The organism is Agrobacterium leguminum, from assembly GCF_005144435.2.
Lineage (GTDB): Bacteria > Pseudomonadota > Alphaproteobacteria > Rhizobiales > Rhizobiaceae > Agrobacterium > Agrobacterium leguminum.
Genome location: NZ_CP120211.1, coordinates 354,444 through 374,536 on the forward strand (window position 1 = coordinate 354,444; position 20,093 = coordinate 374,536).

The window sequence follows — 20,093 nt, forward strand, 5'->3', positions numbered from 1 at the left end:
CTTCCCGATCCGAATTGGGATACATGTATCCCATATAGCCCGCTTGGCTGCGTGAGCCAGTAAAACCGGAGCCTTTGCGGCTTGCCGCACCGGGCTTCATCCTCTAATACACCGGCTTGATTTCAGGAAAATATCGGATCGGCCCCATGAGCGAAAAAGCAAAAAAGCCTCAGAAACTGAAAGCCCGCCTGCCGCGCGGCTTCGTGGATCGCTCGGTTGCCGATATTCATGCCACCAATGAGATGATCGAGAAGATCCGCAGGGTCTATGAGCTTTACGGTTTCGATCCGGTGGAAACCCCGCTGTTCGAATATACCGACGCGCTCGGCAAGTTCCTGCCCGATAGCGACCGTCCGAACGAAGGCGTGTTTTCGCTGCAGGACGATGACGACCAATGGATGAGCCTGCGCTACGATCTGACCGCGCCGCTCGCCCGCCATGTCGCGGAAAATTTCAACGAAATCCAGCTGCCCTACCGCACCTATCGCGCCGGTTATGTCTTCCGCAATGAAAAGCCCGGCCCCGGCCGCTTCCGGCAGTTCATGCAGTTCGATGCCGATACGGTGGGCGCCGCCGGTGTGCAGGCCGATGCCGAAATGTGCATGATGATGGCCGATACACTGGAAGCGCTCGGAATTCAGCGCGGCGACTATGTCGTCCGCGTCAACAACCGCAAAGTGCTCGACGGCGTCATGGAAGCCATCGGCCTCGGCGGCGAGGACAATGCCGGTCGTCGGCTGAACGTGCTGCGCGCCATCGACAAGCTCGACAAGTTCGGTCCGGAAGGCGTGAAGCTGCTGCTCGGCCCGGGCCGCAAGGATGAGTCCGGTGATTTCACCAAGGGTGCTGGTCTTGGCGAGGAGCAGATCGAAAAGGTGCTGTTTTTCGTCGGTATCAAGGATTATGCGGCAAGCGCCGATGATCTGGCCAAACTGGTCGCGGGCACCTCGAAAGGTGAGGAAGGCGTTGAGGAGCTGAACATCATCGGCGCTCTGGTCACCAGTGCCGGTTACGATGCGACGCGCATCAAGATCGACCCCTCGGTCGTTCGCGGCCTCGAATATTATACCGGCCCCGTCTATGAGGCCGAACTGAGCTTCGACGTCACCAATGAAAAGGGTGAAAAGGTCGTATTCGGCTCTGTCGGCGGCGGCGGCCGTTATGACGGCCTCGTTTCGCGCTTCATGGGCCAGCCGGTTCCGGCCACAGGCTTCTCCATCGGCGTTTCGCGCCTGATGACGGCGCTGAAGAACCTCGGCAAGCTCGGTCAGGTCAAGCCGCTCGCACCTGTCCTGATCACCGTCATGGACGGTGATGTGCAAAGCATGGGCCGTTACCAGCGCTTCACGCAGGCGTTGCGCGCCGAGGGCATCCGCGCCGAAATGTATCAGGGCAACTGGAAGAAATTCGGGAACCAGCTGAAATATGCCGACCGTCTCGGCTCCCCCATCGCCATCATCCAGGGTGGTGACGAGCGCGCCGAAGGTGTAGTGCAGATCAAGGATCTGATCGAAGGCAAGCGCCTGTCCGGCGAGATCGAGGACAATGCCAGCTGGCGCGAGGCGCGTGTGGCGCAGGTCACCGTACTGGAGGCGGATCTGGTGGCGAAGGTCCGCGAGATTCTGGAGCATCAGGCAGAGGACGTTCGCCGCGCCGCCGAAGGGCGTTAAGGCGATGGCGATCCTCGCGCTCGACCATGTTCAACTGGCGATGCCGGCGGGCCGTGAAGATGAGGCGCGCTCTTTCTATGGCGGCCTGCTCGGCTTTGCGGAGCAGGCCAAGCCCGCCAATCTGGCCGTGCGCGGCGGGTGCTGGTTCAGCCGGGGTTCGATAAAACTGCATCTCGGCGCCGAGCAGGATTTCCGCCCGGCGAAGAAAGCCCATCCGGCCTTTCTGGTCGATGATATGGCAACCTTGCGAAAAACACTTGAAACAGCAGGCTGCCATGTGGTTGAGGATGAGCCGCTTGAAGGGTATCACCGGTTTTATGTCCATGATCCCTTCGGAAACCGCATCGAAATGATGCAGCCGCTCGAACCGTGACGAAAAGTACCGTTCCATGCCCCTGATCGACATGCCGGAATTTTCCGGAGAGCTACTGGAAGAATTCGCCGCGCGCCGCACGAGCCGTGTGAACACGCCCGTCATCCAGCCCGCCGAACCGTTTCTGGATATGGCCGGCGAGGATTTGCGCCGCCGTATCTTCATGACCGAGAGTGAAACGGGCGAGAGCCTGTGTCTGCGCCCCGAATTCACCATCCCGGTCTGTCTGCGCCATATCGAGACGGCGACCGGCACGCCGAAGCGTTATTCCTATCTCGGCGAAGTCTTCCGCCAGCGCCGCGAGGGCGCGAACGAGTTTTATCAGGCCGGCATCGAGGATCTCGGCGATACCGATATCGCCGCCGCCGATGCCCGTGCCGTCATTGACGCCACCGGCATTCTGCAGCGCCTGCTGCCGGGCCGGGCGCTTGCCGTCACGCTGGGCGACCAGCAGGTGTTCGAGGCGGTGGTTGCCGCCCTTGGCCTGCCGCTCGGCTGGCAGAAGCGGCTGGTGCAGGCATTCGGCGATATGGCGCAGCTCGACGCGCTGCTGGAAAGCCTTGTGCATCCCAAGCCGATGACCGGCCTCGATGCCCGGGTCGCCGGCCTTCTGGCAACGGGCGACGAGACGGTGCTGGTCGATTATCTCGATACGGTGATGCAGGAAACCGGCTATTCCACCAATGCCAGCCGCGCGCCGCAGGAAATCGCCCGCCGCCTGCGGGAAAAACTGGCGCTTGCCGCCACGCGCCTGCCGGATGAAAGCTTCGCGCTGCTCAAACAGTTCCTGGCCCTGAAGGCGCCGTTGCCGCAGGCCTCGCAGGTTCTGGCGGATTTTGCCGCCAAGGCGAAACTGAAACTGGATAGCGCGCTTTCCGCTTTCGATAAACGCGTCGCAGCGCTTGCCAATGCCGGCGTCGATCTCGAAACCGTCACTTATGGCGCGGCCTTCGGTCGTCCGCTCGATTATTACACCGGCCTCGTTTTCGAGGTGGTGGAAGCGGGCGGAGACAGCGTTCTGGCCGGCGGCGGCCGTTTCGACCGGCTGCTGACCCTGCTCGGCGCACAGGAAAAAATCCCGGCCGTGGGCTTCTCGCTCTGGCTGGATCGCATCGAAACGGTGCGCGGGAGCGACAAGCCATGATCACCATCGCATTGCCCTCCAAGGGCCGGATGAAGGAAGACGCCTCCGCTGTTCTGGAACGCGCCGGGCTGAAAGTCGCGGCCGTCGGCAATGACCGCTCCTATCGCGGCCGCATTGAAGGGCGCGACGATATCGAGATCGCCTATCTCTCGGCCTCCGAGATCGCCCGCGAAATCGGCGCCGGCACCGTGGATTTCGGCGTGACGGGAGAGGACCTCGTGCGCGAAGGGCTGACCAATGCCGATGCACAGGTGGAGTTCTGCGCCCGACTCGGTTTCGGCCATGCGGACGTCGTGGTCGCCGTGCCTGAAATCTGGCTGGATGTGGACAGCATGGCTGATCTCGGCGATGTCGCTTCGGAATTCCGCGCCCGTCATGGCCGCAGGCTCGCCATCGCCACCAAATATTGGCGTCTGACGCAGCAGTTCTTTTCGCGCCAGCACGGCATTCAGCTTTATCGCATCGTCGAAAGCCTTGGCGCGACCGAGGGTGCGCCGGCGGCGGGGCAGGCGGATATCATCGTCGATATCACCTCGACCGGCTCGACGCTGAAGGCCAACCACCTGAAAATCCTCTCGGACGGCATCATCGTCCGGTCGGAAGCCTGCTTCGTGCGTGCCCGCAAGCCGGAACATGAGGGCGATGCGGCGGTTCAGGAAATCGCCTCGCGCATCAGGGCTGCGGTCTGACGACGTAAAACAAAAAAGCCGCCGGAGCGATCCGGCGGCTTTTTTATTGGTCGATCTGTCTGGCTCAGGCGTGAGCCACAGCCGCGCCACGCTTAGCGTCGACGGAATAGGCGCCGGGGCCGAAGGCGGCAAGCAGGATGTAAGCGCCGGCAAGGGTGATGTTCTTCACCATCATGATGCCGTTCAGCGTGTTGATCCAGCCAAGAGCCGGCTCAGGCCAGCCGGGAACGGCAACGGTGCCGCTGTGGAACACCAGACCGGTGAAGACGCAGAAGACGGCAAGCGCCCAGGCAGCGATTTTGGTCTGGAAACCAGCGAGAATGGCAAGACCGGCAACGAGTTCGAACAGGCCTGCAATATAGGCAAGTGCGGTTGCGGCGGGCAGGCCGGCACCCGTGATCATGCCGGCCGTACCGGCCGGATCGACGAGCTTGCTGAAGCCCGAGGTGATGAAGATGAAGGAAAGCAGAATACGGGCGATGAGAACGAGAACGTTCTGGCTGCTGGACATGGATATCTCCGGTAAATAGTCGGCGTGTCGCCGGTTGAACTGCAATGTCTGGAGATATCAATGACCGAAAATCATCCGCCCATAAAGATGAACAATAGAAGACAAATCGTCTTCATTTTGTGAACGGTACTGAGCGTCTGTCCCGCTATGTTCAGGCGGCGAAGCGAATATCCTCAAAGCGCGGAAACAGGAAAAGCCCTGATATGCGCCCTTGCTGGCCGTCTTCGAAGCCGGAAGATTCACCCATGCAGATGACCGGCTGCCGCATCGCCGGCAAGATGGAGAGGCCGGTTGAAAAACAGAAACGTGAGGGTGCGGTGGAAACCTGCTCGAAAAGTTCCAGAACGCGGGCGTGGTCAGCGCGGTCGTAACAGCGGACAAGGCTGAGCAATCCGCACTCGCCCGGCGGCAGCCCGTGCATGAACGATGCGTGTTCGCCGAGCCGGATGACGCCACTGGAAAGATCGCTGCTCCACTCCTCCGACATGAAGAAATGTGACAGGGTCCGGGGATCGGGCGTGGTTGTTACCGCCGCAGGCAGAGCATCGTTGCGTCTTGATATTTCAAACAAATCGCGCCCCCGCATGAACACGTGCCAGCGCCGCCACTTCAAGCGCCACTGCCAGGTTGAACCTTTACCGCCACCCGCAGTCGAACGTGTTTGCCAGGCATCGAAACCCCTTCAATGCTGGCCGCCCCGTCGCGGAACCCTTACGGGGGGTGACTTATAGTTTATTTTCCCCTACCTACAACAACCAGCCAGTGAGAAAATCAAAAATATTATGTATTTCTTCTTCAAAATCGCGAGACATGCGAAAAAGCACAACTAAATAGCGCACTTATAAGCCGGTCCGAGTGGAAATCGGCCCCGTATGGGGCGGTGATTCGCTCTTGAATGTGCCCCATTATTGCATAGGGCTGCAAAAAATAGCCGGATAAAATCATGCCTGTTCCAAAACGGGACAATACACGAACCTTTCCGCTTTCGGCCTTCAGAATTATGCAACCTGTTGATTTCATGAGGCATCTCTCGCAAGAGCGAGGATAAGATGCGCCGCTTTTCGTCAATCACACAGGCACGACAAAGAAAAAGGGCAGTCCGAAGACCGCCCTTTCTTAATTCCGGTGACAGGACTGAATAGAAGTCCATGCCGCCCGTCGGGCGCGCTTGCGACGCCGGACCCCTTAAAGGGCATGGGCGGCAAAGAAAAAGGGCGATCCGAAGACCGCCCTTTCCTTATTCCGGTGACAGGACTGATTAGAAGTCCATGCCGCCCATGCCGCCGCCCGGCATTGCCGGCATCGGAGCGTCCTTCTTCGGAAGCTCTGCGATCATGGCTTCGGTGGTGATCAGCAGCGAAGCAACCGAAGCTGCGTTCTGCAGAGCCGTACGAACAACCTTGACCGGGTCGACGATGCCGAGCTGGATCAGGTCGCCATATTCGCCGGTCTGGGCGTTGTAGCCGTAGTTGTCTTCGTTCTTCTCGAGGATCTTGCCGACAACGATGGAAGCTTCGTCACCTGCGTTGTCTGCGATCTGGCGAACCAGAGCCTGCAGAGCGCGGCGGATGATGTTGATACCGGCTTCCTGGTCGTCGTTTTCACCCTTTGCGGTGATCTTCGTGGACGAACGCAGCAGGGCAACGCCGCCGCCCGGTACGATGCCTTCCTGAACGGCAGCGCGCGTCGCGTTGAGAGCGTCGTCGATGCGGTCCTTCTTTTCCTTCACTTCGACTTCCGTCGAACCGCCGACGCGGATAACGGCAACGCCGCCAGCGAGCTTGGCAAGACGTTCCTGCAGCTTTTCGCGGTCGTAGTCGGAGGTGGTTTCCTCGATCTGGGCCTTGATCTGGGCAACACGGCCTTCGATGTCGGACTTCTGGCCGGCGCCGTCAACGATCGTGGTGTTTTCCTTGGAGATCGAAACCTTCTTCGACTTGCCGAGCATGTCGAGGGTAACGTTTTCGAGCTTGATGCCGAGGTCTTCGGAAATGACGGTACCACCGGTCAGGATGGCGATGTCTTCCAGCATGGCCTTGCGGCGGTCGCCGAAGCCAGGAGCCTTGACGGCAGCGATCTTGAGGCCGCCACGCAGCTTGTTGACGACGAGCGTTGCAAGGGCTTCGCCTTCGACGTCTTCAGCGATGATGACGAGCGGCTTGCCGGTCTGAACGACGGCTTCGAGAACCGGCAGCATGGCCTGAAGGTTCGAGAGCTTCTTTTCGTGCAGAAGGATGTAGGCGTCTTCGAGGTCCGCAACCATCTTTTCCGGGTTGGTCACGAAGTAGGGCGACAGGTAGCCGCGGTCGAACTGCATGCCTTCGACGACTTCGAGTTCGGTTTCAGCGGTCTTGGCTTCTTCAACGGTGATGACGCCTTCGTTGCCGACCTTCTGCATTGCTTCAGCAATGTCGAGACCGATCTGACGCTCGCCGTTTGCGGAGATCGTGCCGACCTGCGCAACTTCTTCAGACGTGTTGATCTTCTTGGCCTTGGCCTGAAGGTCCTTGACGACTTCAGCAACGGCCAGATCGATACCGCGCTTCAGGTCCATCGGGTTCATGCCGGCAGCAACTGCCTTGGAACCTTCGCGAACGATGGCCTGGGCCAGAACGGTCGCGGTGGTGGTGCCGTCACCGGCGATGTCGTTGGTTTTGGAGGCAACTTCGCGAACGAGCTGTGCGCCCATGTTCTCGAACTTGTCTTCCAGTTCGATTTCCTTGGCGACGGAAACGCCGTCCTTGGTGATGCGCGGAGCGCCGAAGGACTTGTCGATAACGACGTTACGACCCTTCGGGCCGAGGGTGACCTTTACTGCATCAGCAAGAACGTCGACGCCCTTGAGCATCTTTTCGCGTGCTGTGCGGCCGAATTTTACTTCTTTGGCTGCCATTTTCAAAACTCCTGGTTTCGAATGGCCGGATCGGGTCCGGCTTGGAATTTAAGGAAACGATGGGTCGACTGAAATCAGCCGATGATGCCCATGATGTCGGCTTCCTTCATGATCAGAAGGTCTTCGCCGTTGAGCTTGACTTCGGTGCCCGACCACTTGCCGAACAGAACGCGATCGCCAACCTTGACGTCGAGAGCGACGACCTTGCCGGCCTCGTCACGTGCGCCGGAACCGACGGCGACGATTTCGCCTTCCTGCGGCTTTTCCTTGGCGGTATCGGGAATGATGATGCCGCCCTTGGTCTTTTCTTCGGACTCAACGCGACGAACGACGACGCGATCGTGAAGCGGGCGGAAATTGGTGCTTGTCATTGTCTAATCCCTCGATCAAATGACTGCGCGAGCTTTTGGAACTCGCCTGATGGGTGTTAGCACTCTCCTTTATCGAGTGCCAGCGGAACCGAGATAAGGAGGGCTTCTGCCGGAGTCAAGAACGCCCTGTCTGAAAAATTTCATGGCTTATGGTTATCAGCGTTCCATGACAGAAATTTCCCATGCGCGGATGCGCGCGGCGACGTCGTTCTTTTTGCCCGTTGCGGCCGCATCGCATCTAAGGGGCATTTGTGTTCATGCTGCGTCAGGCGGGCCAAAGACCGGTCTGGCGGCGCTTTTTTCCTTGCCATCGGCGTCCTGCTTTGCGATGTGACGCTCACCCTCTTCTCGCATCCGGAAAGCATCTCATGGCCCATCGCATTCTCACTCTCGGCGAAATTACGGCTGGGTTCGACGTTATTCTTTCGGATGTCTGGGGCGTGCTGCACAATGGCGTCAACGCCTTTCCGGATGCGGCGGTTGCGCTGCGGGAAGCGCGCAAGGCCGGCAAGACGGTGGTGCTCATCACCAATTCGCCGCGCCCCGCTCCCGGCGTCATCGCCCAGCTTCGCGTTCTCGGCGTGCCGGATGAGGCCTATGACCGTATCATCACGTCCGGTGACGTCACCCGCGGCCTGATCGCGGAAGGTCCGAAAAAAGTCTTCCTGCTCGGCCCGGAGCGGGATCTGCCGCTGCTGGACGGTCTCGATGTCGAGCGCGTCGGCGAGGCGGAAGCGCAGTCCGTGGTCTGCACCGGTTTCTTTGACGACGAGACGGAAACGCCCGAAGATTATACCGAAATGCTCAAGGGCTTCATTGCCCGCAACGTGCCGATGATCTGCGCCAATCCCGATCTGGTGGTGGAGCGCGGCGAGCGCATCATTCCCTGCGCCGGTGCCATGGCCGCTTACTATGAACAGCTCGGCGGCGAGGTCCGCATTGCCGGCAAGCCGCATGCGCCGATCTATGAAGCCTGCCTTGCGGCGGCCAAAGAAGTGCGCGGCGCCTTCGCCAAGGATCGCGTGCTCGCCATCGGCGACGGCATGCCGACGGATGTGAAGGGCGCGATTGCGAGCGGTCTCAACCTTCTTTATATCAGCGGCGGCATTCACGCTGCCGAATATACGCTGAACGGCCAGACGGACGAGGCGCTTCTCAACGCCTATCTCAAGGGGCAGGGTGCTGCTCCCGGCTGGTGGATGCCCCGTCTCGCCTGAGGACGTCTTGCCTAAGGAATAGCTGGCGCAGGAATGGATCGATTGCCATGACCGTCTTTCACCGCAATGAAAAAAAGGAGCCGCTGCCGGAAGCTCTTCGCGGCGGCGTCATCGCCATCGGCAATTTCGACGGCGTGCATCGCGGCCACCGGGCTGTGCTGGATCGTGCCCTGGAGCTGGCGGAAGCCCGCGGCGTTCCCGCGCTGGTGCTGACCTTCGAGCCGCATCCCCGTTCCGTCTTCCGTCCCGATACGCCGGTCTTTCGCCTCACGCCCGCGCCGCTGAAGGCGCGCATTCTTGAGGCCATCGGTTTCCGCTCCGTCATCGAATATCCCTTCGACCGGGAATTTTCGCAGCGCTCGGCGGAGGAGTTCGTCCAGTCCATTCTGGTCGACTGGCTTCACGCCAGCGCTGTCGTCACCGGCTTCGATTTTCATTTCGGCAAAGGCCGCGAAGGCGGCCCGGCATTTCTGATGGAGGCCGGCAAACGCCATGGCTTCGACGTGACGCTGGTGGACGCCTTCCGCGACGAGGGCGCGGATGTCGTCTCCTCCAGCCGGATCCGCTCGCTTCTGTGCGAAGGCGATGTGGCGGGTGCCGCAGGCCTGCTCGGTTATCGCTTCACGGTGGAAAGCGAAGTCATCGGTGGCCAGAAGCTCGGCCGCACGCTGGGTTATCCCACCGCCAACATGGCGCTGGCGCCGGAAACGGAACTGAAGGCGGGCATCTATGCCGTGCGGTTCCGCCGCCCGGACGGTTCGATCCGCGATGGCGTGGCAAGCTTCGGTTACCGCCCGACCGTCACCGAAAACGGTGCGGCGCTGCTCGAAACATTCGTCTTCGATTTTTCCGGCGATCTTTATGGCGAGGTCTGTTCGGTCTCCTTCTTCGGGCACCTGCGCGACGAGCTGAAATTCGACGGTCTCGATCCGCTCGTCGCCCAGATCAGGCGCGATGAAGAAGAGGCGAGGGCGATGTTATCGGGCGTGCGCCCGCTCAGCGAACTGGACGCCAGGATCGCGTTCTGACCGGGTAAGGCCGGTCAGCCTCTGTTCCGGCCGATATTGCCGTCGCTTTTCTCTTCCTTTTTGCCGGAAAACCGCATAAACAACCGGCCATGTCCCAATACCGGTTGATGTTCAAAACTCAGATTGGCCGAATTATTGGCCCGGCCTTCCGCCCGCTCTGACGAGCCGGAAGGTCCGGGATTTTGGCGCTTGTCATGACTTTGGTCATGGCGCTTTCCGTATTTGCCCTCTTTGAAATTGAGACGGCGCGACCGACACGGCGCGCAACAACGGTACGATTATGAGCGACACCGCAGAAAAACTGGATTACTCCGCCACCCTCTATCTGCCGCAGACGGATTTTCCGATGCGCGCCGGCCTGCCGCAGAAGGAACCGGAAACGGTGAAGCGCTGGCAGGAAATGGGCCTCTACAAACGCCTGCGCGCCTCCGCCGCCGGCCGCGAAAAATTCGTGCTGCATGACGGCCCGCCCTATGCCAACGGCAACATCCATATCGGCCATGCGCTGAACAAGATCCTGAAAGACGTCATCACCCGCTCGTTCCAGATGCGCGGTTACGACGCCAATTACGTTCCCGGCTGGGACTGCCACGGCCTGCCGATCGAATGGAAGATCGAGGAAGCCTATCGCGCCAGGGGCAAGAACAAGGACGAGGTTCCGGTCAACGAATTCCGCAAGGAATGCCGTGACTTCGCGGCCGGCTGGATCAAGGTTCAGTCAGAAGAGTTCAAGCGCCTCGGCATCGAGGGCGACTTTGAAAACCCCTACACCACGATGAACTTCCACGCCGAAGCCCGCATCGCCGGCGAACTGCTGAAGATCGCCCGCACCGGCCAGCTCTATCGCGGCTCGAAGCCGATCATGTGGTCGGTGGTCGAACGCACGGCGCTGGCGGAAGCCGAAGTCGAATATGCCGATGTCGAGAGCGACATGATCTGGGTGAAGTTCCCGGTTGTCAGTGTTGCAAGACCCAAACAGGCTGAGGTTCATGGAATATCCGCAGAAGAAATGGCGGGGCGTCTAGCTGCCACTCTCACTTGGCCAAATGAAAAAGTTTCTATCGTCATCTGGACGACCACGCCGTGGACCATCCCCGGCAACCGCGCCATCGCGTTTTCGTCGCGGGTCGAATATGGCCTCTACGAAGTCGAAAGCGCGCAGAACGATTTCGGTCCGCAGCCAGGTGAAAAGCTGATCTTCGCCAAGAAGCTCGCCGATGAGGCCGCAGCCAAGGCGAAGCTGACCTTCAAGCTCGTTCGCGACGTGAAAACCGAAGAGCTGGCCGCCATCACCTGCGCCCATCCTTTGGCGTCGCTCGGCTACGATTTCCCGGTTCCGCTTCTCGAAGGCGATCACGTCACCGACGATGCCGGTACGGGCTTCGTGCACACCGCGCCGAGCCACGGCCGCGAGGACTTTGACGTCTGGACCGCGCATCAGCGTGAGCTGGAAGCGCGCGGCGTTTCGTCGGCCATCCCGTTCCCGGTTGGCGATGACGGTTTCTACACCGAAGATGCCCCCGGTTTCGGCCCGTCCGCCGAAGGCGGCGCTGCCCGCGTCATGGACGATAACGGCAAGAAGGGCGATGCCAATGACCGCGTCATCAAGGCGCTGATCGCGGAAAACAATTTGTTTGCCCGCGGCCGTCTGAAGCACAGCTATCCGCATAGCTGGCGCTCCAAGAAGCCGGTCATCTTCCGCAATACGCCGCAATGGTTCGTCTATATGGACAAGGAACTGGGCGACGGCACGACGCTGCGTTCGCGTTCGCTGAGCGCCATCGACGACACCCGCTTCGTTCCGGCTTCCGGCCAGAACCGCCTGCGCGCCATGATCGAAGGCCGGCCCGACTGGGTCCTGTCGCGCCAGCGCAGCTGGGGCGTGCCGATCGCCGTCTTCGCCGATGAGAAGGGTGAAGTCCTGATCGATGAGGCCGTCAACGCCCGCATCCTCGAGGCCTTCGAGGCCGAAGGTGCGGACGCCTGGTTCGCCGAAGGCGCCAAGGAACGTTTCCTCGGCAATGACCACGACCATGCCCGGTGGCAGCAGGTCATGGACATTCTCGACGTGTGGTTCGACAGCGGCTGCACCCACACCTTCACGCTGGAGGACCGCCCGGACATGAAATGGCCGGCGGATGTCTATCTGGAAGGTTCCGACCAGCATCGCGGCTGGTTCCACTCGTCGCTGCTCGAAAGCTGCGCGACGCGCGGCCGTGCGCCCTATAACGCCGTTGTCACCCATGGTTTCACCATGGATGAGAAGGGCGAGAAGATGTCGAAGTCCAAGGGCAACGTGGTCTCGCCGCAGGAAGTCATGAAGGACGCCGGCGCGGATATCCTGCGCCTGTGGGTCATGACCACGGATTATTGGGAAGACCAGCGCCTCGGCAAGGCCATCATCCAGACCAATGTCGATGCCTATCGCAAGCTGCGCAACACCATCCGCTGGATGCTCGGCACCCTTGCCCATTACAAGGGCGAGGAGATCGCCTATGACGATCTGCCGGAGCTGGAAAAGCTGGTGCTGCACCGCCTGTCCGAACTGGATGGTGTCGTGCGTGAAGGCTATGACGGGTTCGAGTTCAAGAAGATCGCCCGCGCGCTGGTAGATTTCGCCAATGTCGAGCTTTCGGCCTTCTATTTCGATATCCGCAAGGACACGCTTTATTGCGACGCGCCGTCGTCGCTGAAGCGCCGGGCGGCCCTGTCGGTCATCGCGAAGCTGTTCGATTGCCTCGTCTCGTGGCTCGCGCCCATGCTGCCCTTCACCACCGAAGAGGCGTGGCTTTCGCGCTACCCGGATGCGGAATCGGTGCATCTCGTCCAGTTCCCGGAAATCCCGGCGGAATGGAAAAACGATGCGCTGGAAGCGAAGTGGGAAAAAATCCGCAAGGTCCGCACGGTCGTCACCGGCGCGCTGGAAGTGGAACGTCGTGAAAAGCGTATCGGCTCTTCGCTTGAGGCAGCCCCTGTCGTGCACATCGCCGACGCCGATCTTCTGGCGGCGCTGAAGGGGCAGGATTTCGCCGAAATCTGCATCACCTCGGCCATCTCGGTGGTGGGCGATGAAGGCCCGGCAGATGGCTTCCGCCTGCCGGAAGTGGCAAAGGTCGTGGTCGAGCAGAAGCTGGCGGAAGGCGCAAAATGCGCCCGTTCCTGGCGCATCACCATCGATGTCGGTTCCGATCCGGCCTATCCGGAGGTTTCCGCTCGCGATGCGGCCGCGCTGCGAGAGCTTGCAGCTCTCGGATGATCCGAAACTGCGCATCGTTCCTGTCGAAACCCGATTCCGGGTTTCGGGCCGATGTGCGATGAAAATGACCGGATGAATTGCGCTTTGCCTCTTCATCCGGTACACCTGCCTGAAAATGGCCGGATTTGCACGGCAATGCGGGCTGCCGCCTGCCGAAAGACGATGTCTGGCGAAGTGGGACGGACGGCTGGAAGGGTTTCAATGAAGACGATGCAGGGTAATGCGCAGGGTTTGGGCATGTTTCGCACGGTTGTTGGCATCACGACGATAGGCGTGTTGCTCGGCGCGTGCACGAGCCCGACCTACGGCACGGGCAAGACGGCGGCGGAACAGCTTGTCGACGATCTTGGCAACGCGACCTCGATCACCGGCAATGACCAGGAAAAGCGTAACCTGAAATACAGCCCCCGCCCGGGCCTCGTCGTTCCCGCCCAGGCCCGTGCCGAACAGCTGGCCACGCCGCAGCAGAACATGGCGAGCCGTGAAAACAATCCGCAATGGGTCGAATCGCCGGAAGAAACCCGCGAACGCCTGCGCGAAGAGGCGGACGCCAACAAGAACAACCCGCATTATCGTTCGCCGCTGCTCGCCGGCAACGGCACGGCCGGCCAGATGACCGAAACCCAGAAATGGGAAGCCTTCCGCAAGGCCAAGGCCGATGCCCAGGGCGGTTCCGTCGTCAACGCCCAGCGCAAGTTCCTCACCGATCCGCCGGCTGAATATCGCAGCGTTCCGCAGGATCAGCTGACCGATCTCGGCGAACCGGAGCAGAAGAAGGAAAAGCGCCGCAAGAAAGAAGCGGCCGTGGCAAATACCGGCAAGAGCTGGTGGAATCCCTTCCAGTAATAACGAATGGCTGATGGCCCGCGGGAAAGCTTGCGCCTCCCGCCGGTCGCTCAATCGTCGAGACGTTTCTCGCGAAAAAATTGCCGCAGGATCTCCGCACTTTCGCTTTCCGCCAGTCCCGAATAGACATCCGGCGCATGGTGGCATGTCGGTTGGCTGAAGAAACGCACGCCACTCTCCACTGCGCCGCCCTTCGGGTCTCGCGCGCCGTAATAGAGTCGGCGGATACGGGCGAATGAAATCGCCGCCGCGCACATGGTGCAGGGCTCCAGTGTCACGTAGAGATCGGCGCCGGGCAGGCGTTCCTGCTCCAGCGCTTCGCAGGCCATGCGGATCACGGCGATTTCGGCGTGAGCCGTCACATCGTTCAATTCACGGGTGCGGTTGCCGGAACGGGCGATGACGCGGCCGTCCATAACCAATACCGCGCCGATCGGAACCTCCTGCCGCTTAGCCGCGGCACGGGCCTCCGAAAGCGCCAGCTCCATGAAATGCGTCCTTTCGGCCATTGCGTTTCAATTTCCTCTTAACCCTTGTGCTTGGACCTGATAGGACAGCCCAAACAACAGGCAAACAGCAAATGACTTTTAAAGACAAGCCGAAGCGTGACGGCGGCAAGACATTTAGCCGCGACAGGAAGCCGAAAGGCCCCGGCAAGCCCGCCGCAGAGCGCGAAAAGAAACCGACCGAGGCAAAGGCCGCCGCGGTGCCGGAAACCGTTGGCGCTTCCAAGCCCGAGCGCATTTCCAAGATCATGGCGCGCGCAGGCGTCGCCTCGCGCCGCGATGTCGAGCGCATGATCATGGAAGGCCGCGTGTCGCTGAACGGCGTCAAGCTGGATACGCCGGTGGTGAACGCCACGCTGTCCGACAAGATCGAAGTTGACGGCATGCCGATTCGCGGCGCCGAGCGCACGCGCCTGTGGCTTTACCACAAGCCCGCCGGTCTGGTGACGACCAATTCCGACCCGGAAGGCCGCCCGACCGTTTTCGACAATCTGCCCGGTGAACTGCCGCGCGTTCTGTCCATTGGCCGCCTCGATATCAATACCGAAGGCCTGCTGCTGCTCACCAACGATGGTGGACTTTCCCGCGTGCTGGAACTGCCGACCACCGGCTGGCTGCGCCGCTACCGCGTGCGCGCCCATGGCGAGGTCGATCAGGCAGCGCTCGACAAGCTGAAGGAAGGCATTGCCGTCGACGGCGTGCTCTACGGCGCAATCGATGCCACGCTCGACCGCACCCAGGGCCACAATGTCTGGATCAGCATGGGCCTGCGTGAAGGCAAGAACCGCGAAATCAAGAACGTGCTCGGCGCGCTCGGTCTCGAGGTCAACCGCCTGATCCGCGTTTCCTACGGTCCGTTCCAGCTCGGCGATCTCGCTGAAGGCAAGGTGCTGGAAGTGCGCGGCCGTATGCTGCGCGACCAGCTCGGCCCGCGTCTGATCGAACAGGCCGGCGCGAATTTTGACGCGCCGATCTACAATGCGCCCGTTGAGGATGAAGAAGACGACGCGCCGAAGCGGCCCGTAAAATCCGAATGGGCGAAGAGCGATGCGCCGGAAGGCAAGCCGCGCTTCGAAAAGAGTGGCAAGTCCGAGGACCGTCGTGAAAAGGCGCTCGGAAGGCTCGACACCAAGCGCGGCGACAAGCCTGCCGGCAAGTTCGGCTCCAAGCCCGCCGGGAAATTTGGCGCCAAGGGCCGCAGCGAGGATGAAGGCGACGACCGCCGCCCACGCCAGGCTGCCGGCACCAGCCGCACGGCCAATGTCTGGATGGCGCCCGGTGCGAGGCCCACCCGTGACGGCAAGGAGCGCAAGTCTTCCGCCCGCGCGGAAGCCGAAAACCTCTTCAAGAAGCCTTCCGCCCAAGACGAAGCGCGGCGCAACGTCGTGCGGCATGCGGATGCCGAGGGCGAGTGGATCCGTTCGGATTCCCCCCGCGAAGAAGAAGGTGGTCGCGGACGCGGCGACCGTCCGCGTGGCGAAAAGAGTTTTGGTGATCGCGGTGGACGTAGCGGAAAGCCGTTCGGCGACCGGCCATTCCGCGACAAGCCGCGTGAAGAAGGTGATCGCCCGCGTGGCGACCGTCCGCGCGGCGAAAAGAGCTTCGGTGACCGCCCGGCACGCGGCGGCAAACCTTTCGGCGACCGTCCGTTCCGTGACAAGCCGCGCGAAGAGGGTGACCGCCCGCGCAGCGACCGCCCACGTGGCGAAAAACCTTTCGGTGATCGTCCGTTCCGCGACAGGCCCCGTGAAGACGGTGACCGCCCACGCGGCGAGCGCCCGGCGGGAGACAAGCCCCGTGGCGGCAAGCCGGCCGGTAAACCCGGATTCGGCAAGCCATCTTTCGGAAAATCGGGCGAGCGTGGCGAACGCTCGGGTTTCTCAGGCAAGAGCAAAGGCCCCGGTGGTCCCGGCGGCGGCAAGCCGGGCGGCAAAGGCCCGGGTGGCAAACCTTCTGGAGGCAGGGGAATGACACGTAATGCGGATCGTAGGCGGTGAGTTCCGCGGCCGGAGTCTGGCCGCGCCGAAATCGAATTCCATTCGTCCGACCATCGACAGGACGCGGGAAAGCCTCTTCAATATTCTGAGCCATGCCTATCCGGAAAGTCTGGATGGCACGCGCGTTCTGGATGTTTTCGCCGGAACCGGTGCGGTCGGTCTGGAGGCGCTTTCGCGCGGCTGTCGCGTCGCGCTCTTCGTCGAAAACGGCGTGGAGGGCAGGGGGCTGCTCTGGGAAAATATCGATGCGCTGGGTCTGCATGGCCGCGCCCGTATCCTGCGGCGTGACGCCACCAAGCTCGGCGGCGTCAACAATATCGAGCCCTTCGATCTTCTCTTCGCCGATCCGCCCTATGGCTACGGTCATGGTGAGAAGGCTTTCGCGGCCGCCCATGGCGGCGGCTGGCTGAACCCCGGCGCGCTCGCCATTCTCGAAGAGCGCGGCGATGTGACGGTCAAGGTCGATCCGGTTTTCAAACCGCTCGAAAGCCGCATCTTCGGCGATACGAAAATGCATTTCTACCGTTACGAGCCCTAAAGCATTTTCAGGAAAAGTGGAGCCCGGTTTTCCGTCCGGAAATGCGACATAACAAAGAGTTAGAGTGTTTTCGCGATTCGAAGAAAAGCGAAAACGCTCTAACAGGAACACCTTCCCGTCACGCCACGGTCTTGTCTTGTTTGCGCAATAGGCAGAGTCTTTGCCGTGGAAAGAATTTGGGTATTCGCATGGAGCAGGGTGTAAACGAGAGCATAACGATCGTCCGCGCCGGGGAAGAGGTTCTCGAAGGTGACGGCGCGGGCGGCCATGAGCCGACTTTCGGGCTGGCGCTCGGCGGCGGCGGCGCACGCGGCATCTGCCACATCAACGTCATCGAGGCGCTGGACGAACTCGGCATCCGACCTGTTGCGATTTCCGGTTCGTCCATCGGCTCCATCATCGGCGCGGGCATGGCGGCCGGCATGACCGGCCGGGAAATCCGTGAATACACGCTTGAACTGATGGGACGAAAAGGCTCGGTCGCCAACCGGCTCTGGAGCCTCGGCCCGGCATCGATGCGCCATGCGGTGGACGGTTTTCGCCTCGGGCAGTTCAACCTCGAACTCATCCTGCACGCCTTGATGCCGCAGGCTCTGCCGAAGGATTTTTCCGAGCTTGCCATTCCGCTCAAAGTGATAGCCACGGATTATTACGCCCAGACCGAAGTGGTGGTGGAACGCGGCGAGATCATCCAGGCGCTGGCCGCATCTGCCGCCATTCCCGCATTGTTCATGCCGGTGCGTATCGATGGCCGCATCATGATCGACGGCGGCATTTTTAATCCGGTGCCCTATGAGCATCTGCTGGACCACGCCGATATCGTCATCGGCGTCGATGTCGTCGGCGGTCCGGAAGGCGACGGAACCACCATGCCGAACCGGCTGGACAGCCTGTTCGGCGCCAGCCAGCTGATGATGCAGGCGGCGATTGCCCTGAAACTGAGGTTACGCCCGCCGCATATTTTCCTACGCCCGCCGGTGCACCGTTTCGGTGTGCTGGATTTCCTGAAGTCCGAAGAGGTGCTGAGCGCATCGGCCGGCATCAAGGACGATCTGAAACGGCAGATCGACATGCAGGTGGAACTGTTTCATCGCGGGCAGGGCGTGGAGGCGTGAGCGGTACCGCTTGAGTGTACACTATGGAACAAGCGGTGCGCTCCCAGTCAGTATTTTAACTCGTCTCAAAGCGAAACTTCCGTCTCGCTGTCCTCCGCATCCTCTTCTTCTTCCCACTTTTCCGCCTTGGTCTTCGGCTTCATCAGCGGTTCGGGCTTCACCTCGCGCACCGGCTTGTTGTGCAGCATCTGCCGGCCGGCGGCGAGGCCTTCCACGGCCTGTAGCTGCAACCGCTCCTCATCGCGTTCGCGAATGTCGTCGGCAATCGCCAGCGCCCTTTCGCCGTCCATATCCAGCCCCTCCAGAATGCGCCTGCCGAACAGGAGGCCGGATTCCAGCGTCTCGCGGATTTCATATTCCACGCCCTTTTTCCTGAGGTCGAGGGAATGCACGCGGTCATAGGAGCGGGCATAGATGCGCACGCTCGGAAATTCCGACTGGATCATATCGATGATGCGGTCGGTCACCTCCTTCTTGTGGGTGCAGACCGCAACGAGATCGGCCCGCTCGATGCCGGCGGCGATCAGCACGTCCTTGCGGGTGCCGTCCCCGAAAAAGATGCGGAAGCCGAAACGGGCGGCCTGGCGCACGCGGTCGGCCGAGCTATCGATGACGGTCACGTCGCGCCCGCCGGCGAGCAGGATCTGCGAGGCGATCTGGCCGAAGCGGGAAAAGCCGATCATCAGCACATCCGCGCCCGCCCCGTCGAAATCCTCTTCCAGTTTGTCCTCTTCCGCATCCTCCGCCGTCAGCCGGCGTGAAATCACCGCCAGAAGCGGCGTCAGCGCCATGGAAAGCGTGACGACGGCAACGAGGATCGAGGCCGTCGCCTGCGGAAACAGCCCGGAGGCGGCAGCGGTGGTGAAGAGCACGAAGCCGAATTCGCCGCCCTGCGCCAGAAGCAGCGCGATGCGGCTCGATGCATAACGCGACGAGCCGGCGATGCGGCAGAGGCCATAGATCAGCGCCGCCTTCACCGCCATCATCGCCGGCACGGCGATCAGGATGAGCAGAATATGCTCATAGACGATATGGATATGCAGCGACATGCCGACTGCCATGAAGAACAGCGCCAGAAACAGGCCGCGAAACGGCTCGATATCGGCTTCCAGCTCATGCCGGTAGGAGGATTCCGACAGCATCAGCCCCGCCAGCAGCGCCCCCATGCCCATCGACAAGCCCACCGCCTCCATGATGGCGGCGGCGCCGATGACGACGAAGAGGGCGGCGGCGATCATCACCTCCCTCGCACCAGTGCGGGCGATGATCTGGAACATCGGCGTCAGAAGATACCGCCCGGCCAGCACCATGCCGGCCACGGCAACGACGGAGGCGATGAGATCGGACACCATCGAATCCGTCGGCACATCCGGCCGGTTGGAAAGAATGGTGACGAGAGCAAGAAGCGGCACGATGGCGAGGTCCTGAAACAGCAGGATCGAAAAGGACCGGTTGCCGTGCCGGGTGTTCATGTCGCCGTCATCGGCAAGGATTTGCAGCGCAAAGGCGGTGGAGGAAAGCGCAAGGCCGAAACCGGCGACGAGGCTGCCGCGCCAGTCGATCAGCCCTGCCCACCAGGCAATCGCCGCCAGCACGCTGCCCGTCACCAGCACCTGCGCCATCCCCAGCCCTAAAATATCGCGCCGCATCTGCCAGATGCGCGACGGCTTCAGTTCGAGACCGATGATGAAGAGCAGGAAAACCACGCCCAGTTCCGAGACGTTGAAGATGTCCTTCGCATCTGTGACCAGATGCAGGAACGGCCCGATGATGATGCCCGCCACCAGATAACCGAGCACGGTGCCAAGCCCGAGCTTGCGGAAAACCGAGGCCGCGATGACCGCGCCGGCCAGAAGCAGCAGGGGTTCGGAAAAGAGAGCGTCGTGCTCGGTCATGCGGGCGGACTTTCGAATAGGGTGGCGACAATACCGTCCGAATG

The 20,093-nt window shown here is 61.3% G+C and carries 18 protein-coding genes; 12 read left to right on the plus strand and 6 right to left on the minus strand.

Translation table 11 applies throughout. The annotated features are described in order from the left end of the window. The first annotated feature begins 146 nt into the window (after positions 1-146). The 4 genes from hisS to hisG are packed head-to-tail and all read left to right on the plus strand — an operon-like array spanning position 147 to position 3,876. Positions 147-1,670, plus strand: a complete 1,524-nt coding sequence (gene hisS / locus CFBP4996_RS01700; protein ID WP_080852608.1) for a histidine--tRNA ligase — start codon at positions 147-149, stop codon at positions 1,668-1,670. Between the two features lie 4 nt (positions 1,671-1,674). Beyond that, entirely contained in the window at positions 1,675-2,043 is a 369-nt protein-coding gene (locus CFBP4996_RS01705) for a VOC family protein (RefSeq protein ID WP_080852607.1), read from the plus strand. Positions 2,044-2,059: 16 nt separating this feature from the next. After that, entirely contained in the window at positions 2,060-3,187 is a 1,128-nt protein-coding gene (locus tag CFBP4996_RS01710; protein WP_080852606.1) for an ATP phosphoribosyltransferase regulatory subunit, read from the plus strand. Further along, positions 3,184-3,876, plus strand: coding sequence for an ATP phosphoribosyltransferase (hisG, locus tag CFBP4996_RS01715; protein ID WP_020812640.1), 693 nt, complete (start codon positions 3,184-3,186; stop codon positions 3,874-3,876). Before CFBP4996_RS01710 ends, hisG begins: the two co-directional genes overlap by 4 nt. A gap of 64 nt (positions 3,877-3,940) precedes the next feature. Here hisG and CFBP4996_RS01720 read toward each other — a convergent pair whose 3' ends face one another. From CFBP4996_RS01720 to groES, 4 genes are all read right to left on the minus strand, one after another. Continuing rightward, positions 3,941-4,387, minus strand: coding sequence for a DoxX family protein (locus tag CFBP4996_RS01720; protein WP_003519535.1), 447 nt, complete (start codon positions 4,385-4,387; stop codon positions 3,941-3,943). 151 nt (positions 4,388-4,538) lie between these two features. After that, the gene (locus CFBP4996_RS01725; protein ID WP_035236127.1) at positions 4,539-4,973 is read right to left on the minus strand and encodes a hypothetical protein; all 435 of its coding nucleotides are present in this window, start codon (positions 4,971-4,973) and stop codon (positions 4,539-4,541) included. Positions 4,974-5,645: 672 nt separating this feature from the next. Next, positions 5,646-7,280 (minus strand): chaperonin GroEL, encoded by a 1,635-nt coding sequence (groL, locus tag CFBP4996_RS01730; protein WP_063947704.1) that lies wholly within the window; start codon positions 7,278-7,280, stop codon positions 5,646-5,648. A gap of 74 nt (positions 7,281-7,354) precedes the next feature. After that, complete coding sequence (groES, locus tag CFBP4996_RS01735) at positions 7,355-7,651, minus strand: co-chaperone GroES (RefSeq protein WP_004440196.1); 297 nt, start codon at positions 7,649-7,651, stop codon at positions 7,355-7,357. Between the two features lie 142 nt (positions 7,652-7,793). On the opposite strand from groES, the gene CFBP4996_RS01740 reads away from it, so the two are divergent. From CFBP4996_RS01740 to CFBP4996_RS01760, 5 genes are all read left to right on the plus strand, one after another. Next, positions 7,794-7,985 carry a hypothetical protein gene (locus tag CFBP4996_RS01740; protein ID WP_080852605.1) on the plus strand — a complete coding sequence of 64 codons (192 nt, stop codon included), beginning with the start codon at positions 7,794-7,796 and terminating at the stop codon, positions 7,983-7,985. Positions 7,986-8,019: 34 nt separating this feature from the next. Next, complete coding sequence (locus tag CFBP4996_RS01745) at positions 8,020-8,868, plus strand: TIGR01459 family HAD-type hydrolase (RefSeq protein ID WP_080852604.1); 849 nt, start codon at positions 8,020-8,022, stop codon at positions 8,866-8,868. A 47-nt stretch (positions 8,869-8,915) separates the two neighbouring features. After that, complete coding sequence (locus tag CFBP4996_RS01750; protein WP_080852603.1) at positions 8,916-9,896, plus strand: bifunctional riboflavin kinase/FAD synthetase; 981 nt, start codon at positions 8,916-8,918, stop codon at positions 9,894-9,896. Between the two features lie 400 nt (positions 9,897-10,296). Continuing rightward, positions 10,297-13,152, plus strand: coding sequence for an isoleucine--tRNA ligase (ileS, locus tag CFBP4996_RS01755; protein WP_424243865.1), 2,856 nt, complete (start codon positions 10,297-10,299; stop codon positions 13,150-13,152). A gap of 201 nt (positions 13,153-13,353) precedes the next feature. Further along, on the plus strand, positions 13,354-13,998 hold the full coding sequence (locus CFBP4996_RS01760; RefSeq protein WP_162935925.1) for a hypothetical protein: 645 nt from the start codon (positions 13,354-13,356) through the stop codon (positions 13,996-13,998). Between the two features lie 50 nt (positions 13,999-14,048). On the opposite strand, the gene CFBP4996_RS01765 is transcribed toward CFBP4996_RS01760, so the two are convergent. Continuing rightward, positions 14,049-14,507 carry a nucleoside deaminase gene (locus tag CFBP4996_RS01765; RefSeq protein WP_059760756.1) on the minus strand — a complete coding sequence of 153 codons (459 nt, stop codon included), beginning with the start codon at positions 14,505-14,507 and terminating at the stop codon, positions 14,049-14,051. A 71-nt stretch (positions 14,508-14,578) separates the two neighbouring features. Here CFBP4996_RS01765 and CFBP4996_RS01770 point away from each other — a divergent pair, with 71 nt between their 5' ends. The 3 genes from CFBP4996_RS01770 (at position 14,579) to CFBP4996_RS01780 (ending at position 18,154) form a co-directional block, all read left to right on the plus strand. Further along, complete coding sequence (locus CFBP4996_RS01770) at positions 14,579-16,501, plus strand: pseudouridine synthase (RefSeq protein WP_080852601.1); 1,923 nt, start codon at positions 14,579-14,581, stop codon at positions 16,499-16,501. Then, a complete protein-coding gene (gene rsmD, locus CFBP4996_RS01775; protein WP_035259743.1) occupies positions 16,482-17,039 on the plus strand; it encodes a 16S rRNA (guanine(966)-N(2))-methyltransferase RsmD in 558 nt (185 codons plus the stop codon). The genes CFBP4996_RS01770 and rsmD overlap by 20 nt, the downstream gene beginning before the upstream one ends. Positions 17,040-17,227: 188 nt before the next feature. After that, positions 17,228-18,154: a patatin-like phospholipase family protein gene (locus CFBP4996_RS01780; protein WP_080852600.1), complete on the plus strand. Its 927-nt coding sequence runs from the start codon at positions 17,228-17,230 to the stop codon at positions 18,152-18,154. A gap of 65 nt (positions 18,155-18,219) precedes the next feature. On the opposite strand, the gene CFBP4996_RS01785 is transcribed toward CFBP4996_RS01780, so the two are convergent. Further along, positions 18,220-20,049 (minus strand): monovalent cation:proton antiporter-2 (CPA2) family protein, encoded by a 1,830-nt coding sequence (locus CFBP4996_RS01785; RefSeq protein ID WP_080852599.1) that lies wholly within the window; start codon positions 20,047-20,049, stop codon positions 18,220-18,222. Positions 20,050-20,093 lie beyond the last annotated feature (44 nt).

Bases quoted from the DNA above. Each gene is read 5' to 3' on its own strand.
- hisS (WP_080852608.1), top strand. From the start codon at position 147: ATGAGCGAAAAAGCAAAAAAGCCTCAGAAACTGAAAGCCCGCCTGCCG.
- CFBP4996_RS01705 (WP_080852607.1), top strand. From the start codon at position 1,675: ATGGCGATCCTCGCGCTCGACCATGTTCAACTGGCGATGCCGGCGGGC.
- CFBP4996_RS01710 (WP_080852606.1), top strand. From the start codon at position 2,060: ATGCCCCTGATCGACATGCCGGAATTTTCCGGAGAGCTACTGGAAGAA.
- hisG (WP_020812640.1), top strand. From the start codon at position 3,184: ATGATCACCATCGCATTGCCCTCCAAGGGCCGGATGAAGGAAGACGCC.
- CFBP4996_RS01720 (WP_003519535.1), bottom strand. From the start codon at position 4,387: ATGTCCAGCAGCCAGAACGTTCTCGTTCTCATCGCCCGTATTCTGCTT.
- CFBP4996_RS01725 (WP_035236127.1), bottom strand. From the start codon at position 4,973: ATGCGGGGGCGCGATTTGTTTGAAATATCAAGACGCAACGATGCTCTG.
- groL (WP_063947704.1), bottom strand. From the start codon at position 7,280: ATGGCAGCCAAAGAAGTAAAATTCGGCCGCACAGCACGCGAAAAGATG.
- groES (WP_004440196.1), bottom strand. From the start codon at position 7,651: ATGACAAGCACCAATTTCCGCCCGCTTCACGATCGCGTCGTCGTTCGT.
- CFBP4996_RS01740 (WP_080852605.1), top strand. From the start codon at position 7,794: ATGGCTTATGGTTATCAGCGTTCCATGACAGAAATTTCCCATGCGCGG.
- CFBP4996_RS01745 (WP_080852604.1), top strand. From the start codon at position 8,020: ATGGCCCATCGCATTCTCACTCTCGGCGAAATTACGGCTGGGTTCGAC.
- CFBP4996_RS01750 (WP_080852603.1), top strand. From the start codon at position 8,916: ATGACCGTCTTTCACCGCAATGAAAAAAAGGAGCCGCTGCCGGAAGCT.
- ileS (WP_424243865.1), top strand. From the start codon at position 10,297: ATGGGCCTCTACAAACGCCTGCGCGCCTCCGCCGCCGGCCGCGAAAAA.
- CFBP4996_RS01760 (WP_162935925.1), top strand. From the start codon at position 13,354: ATGAAGACGATGCAGGGTAATGCGCAGGGTTTGGGCATGTTTCGCACG.
- CFBP4996_RS01765 (WP_059760756.1), bottom strand. From the start codon at position 14,507: ATGGCCGAAAGGACGCATTTCATGGAGCTGGCGCTTTCGGAGGCCCGT.
- CFBP4996_RS01770 (WP_080852601.1), top strand. From the start codon at position 14,579: ATGACTTTTAAAGACAAGCCGAAGCGTGACGGCGGCAAGACATTTAGC.
- rsmD (WP_035259743.1), top strand. From the start codon at position 16,482: ATGCGGATCGTAGGCGGTGAGTTCCGCGGCCGGAGTCTGGCCGCGCCG.
- CFBP4996_RS01780 (WP_080852600.1), top strand. From the start codon at position 17,228: ATGGAGCAGGGTGTAAACGAGAGCATAACGATCGTCCGCGCCGGGGAA.
- CFBP4996_RS01785 (WP_080852599.1), bottom strand. From the start codon at position 20,049: ATGACCGAGCACGACGCTCTCTTTTCCGAACCCCTGCTGCTTCTGGCC.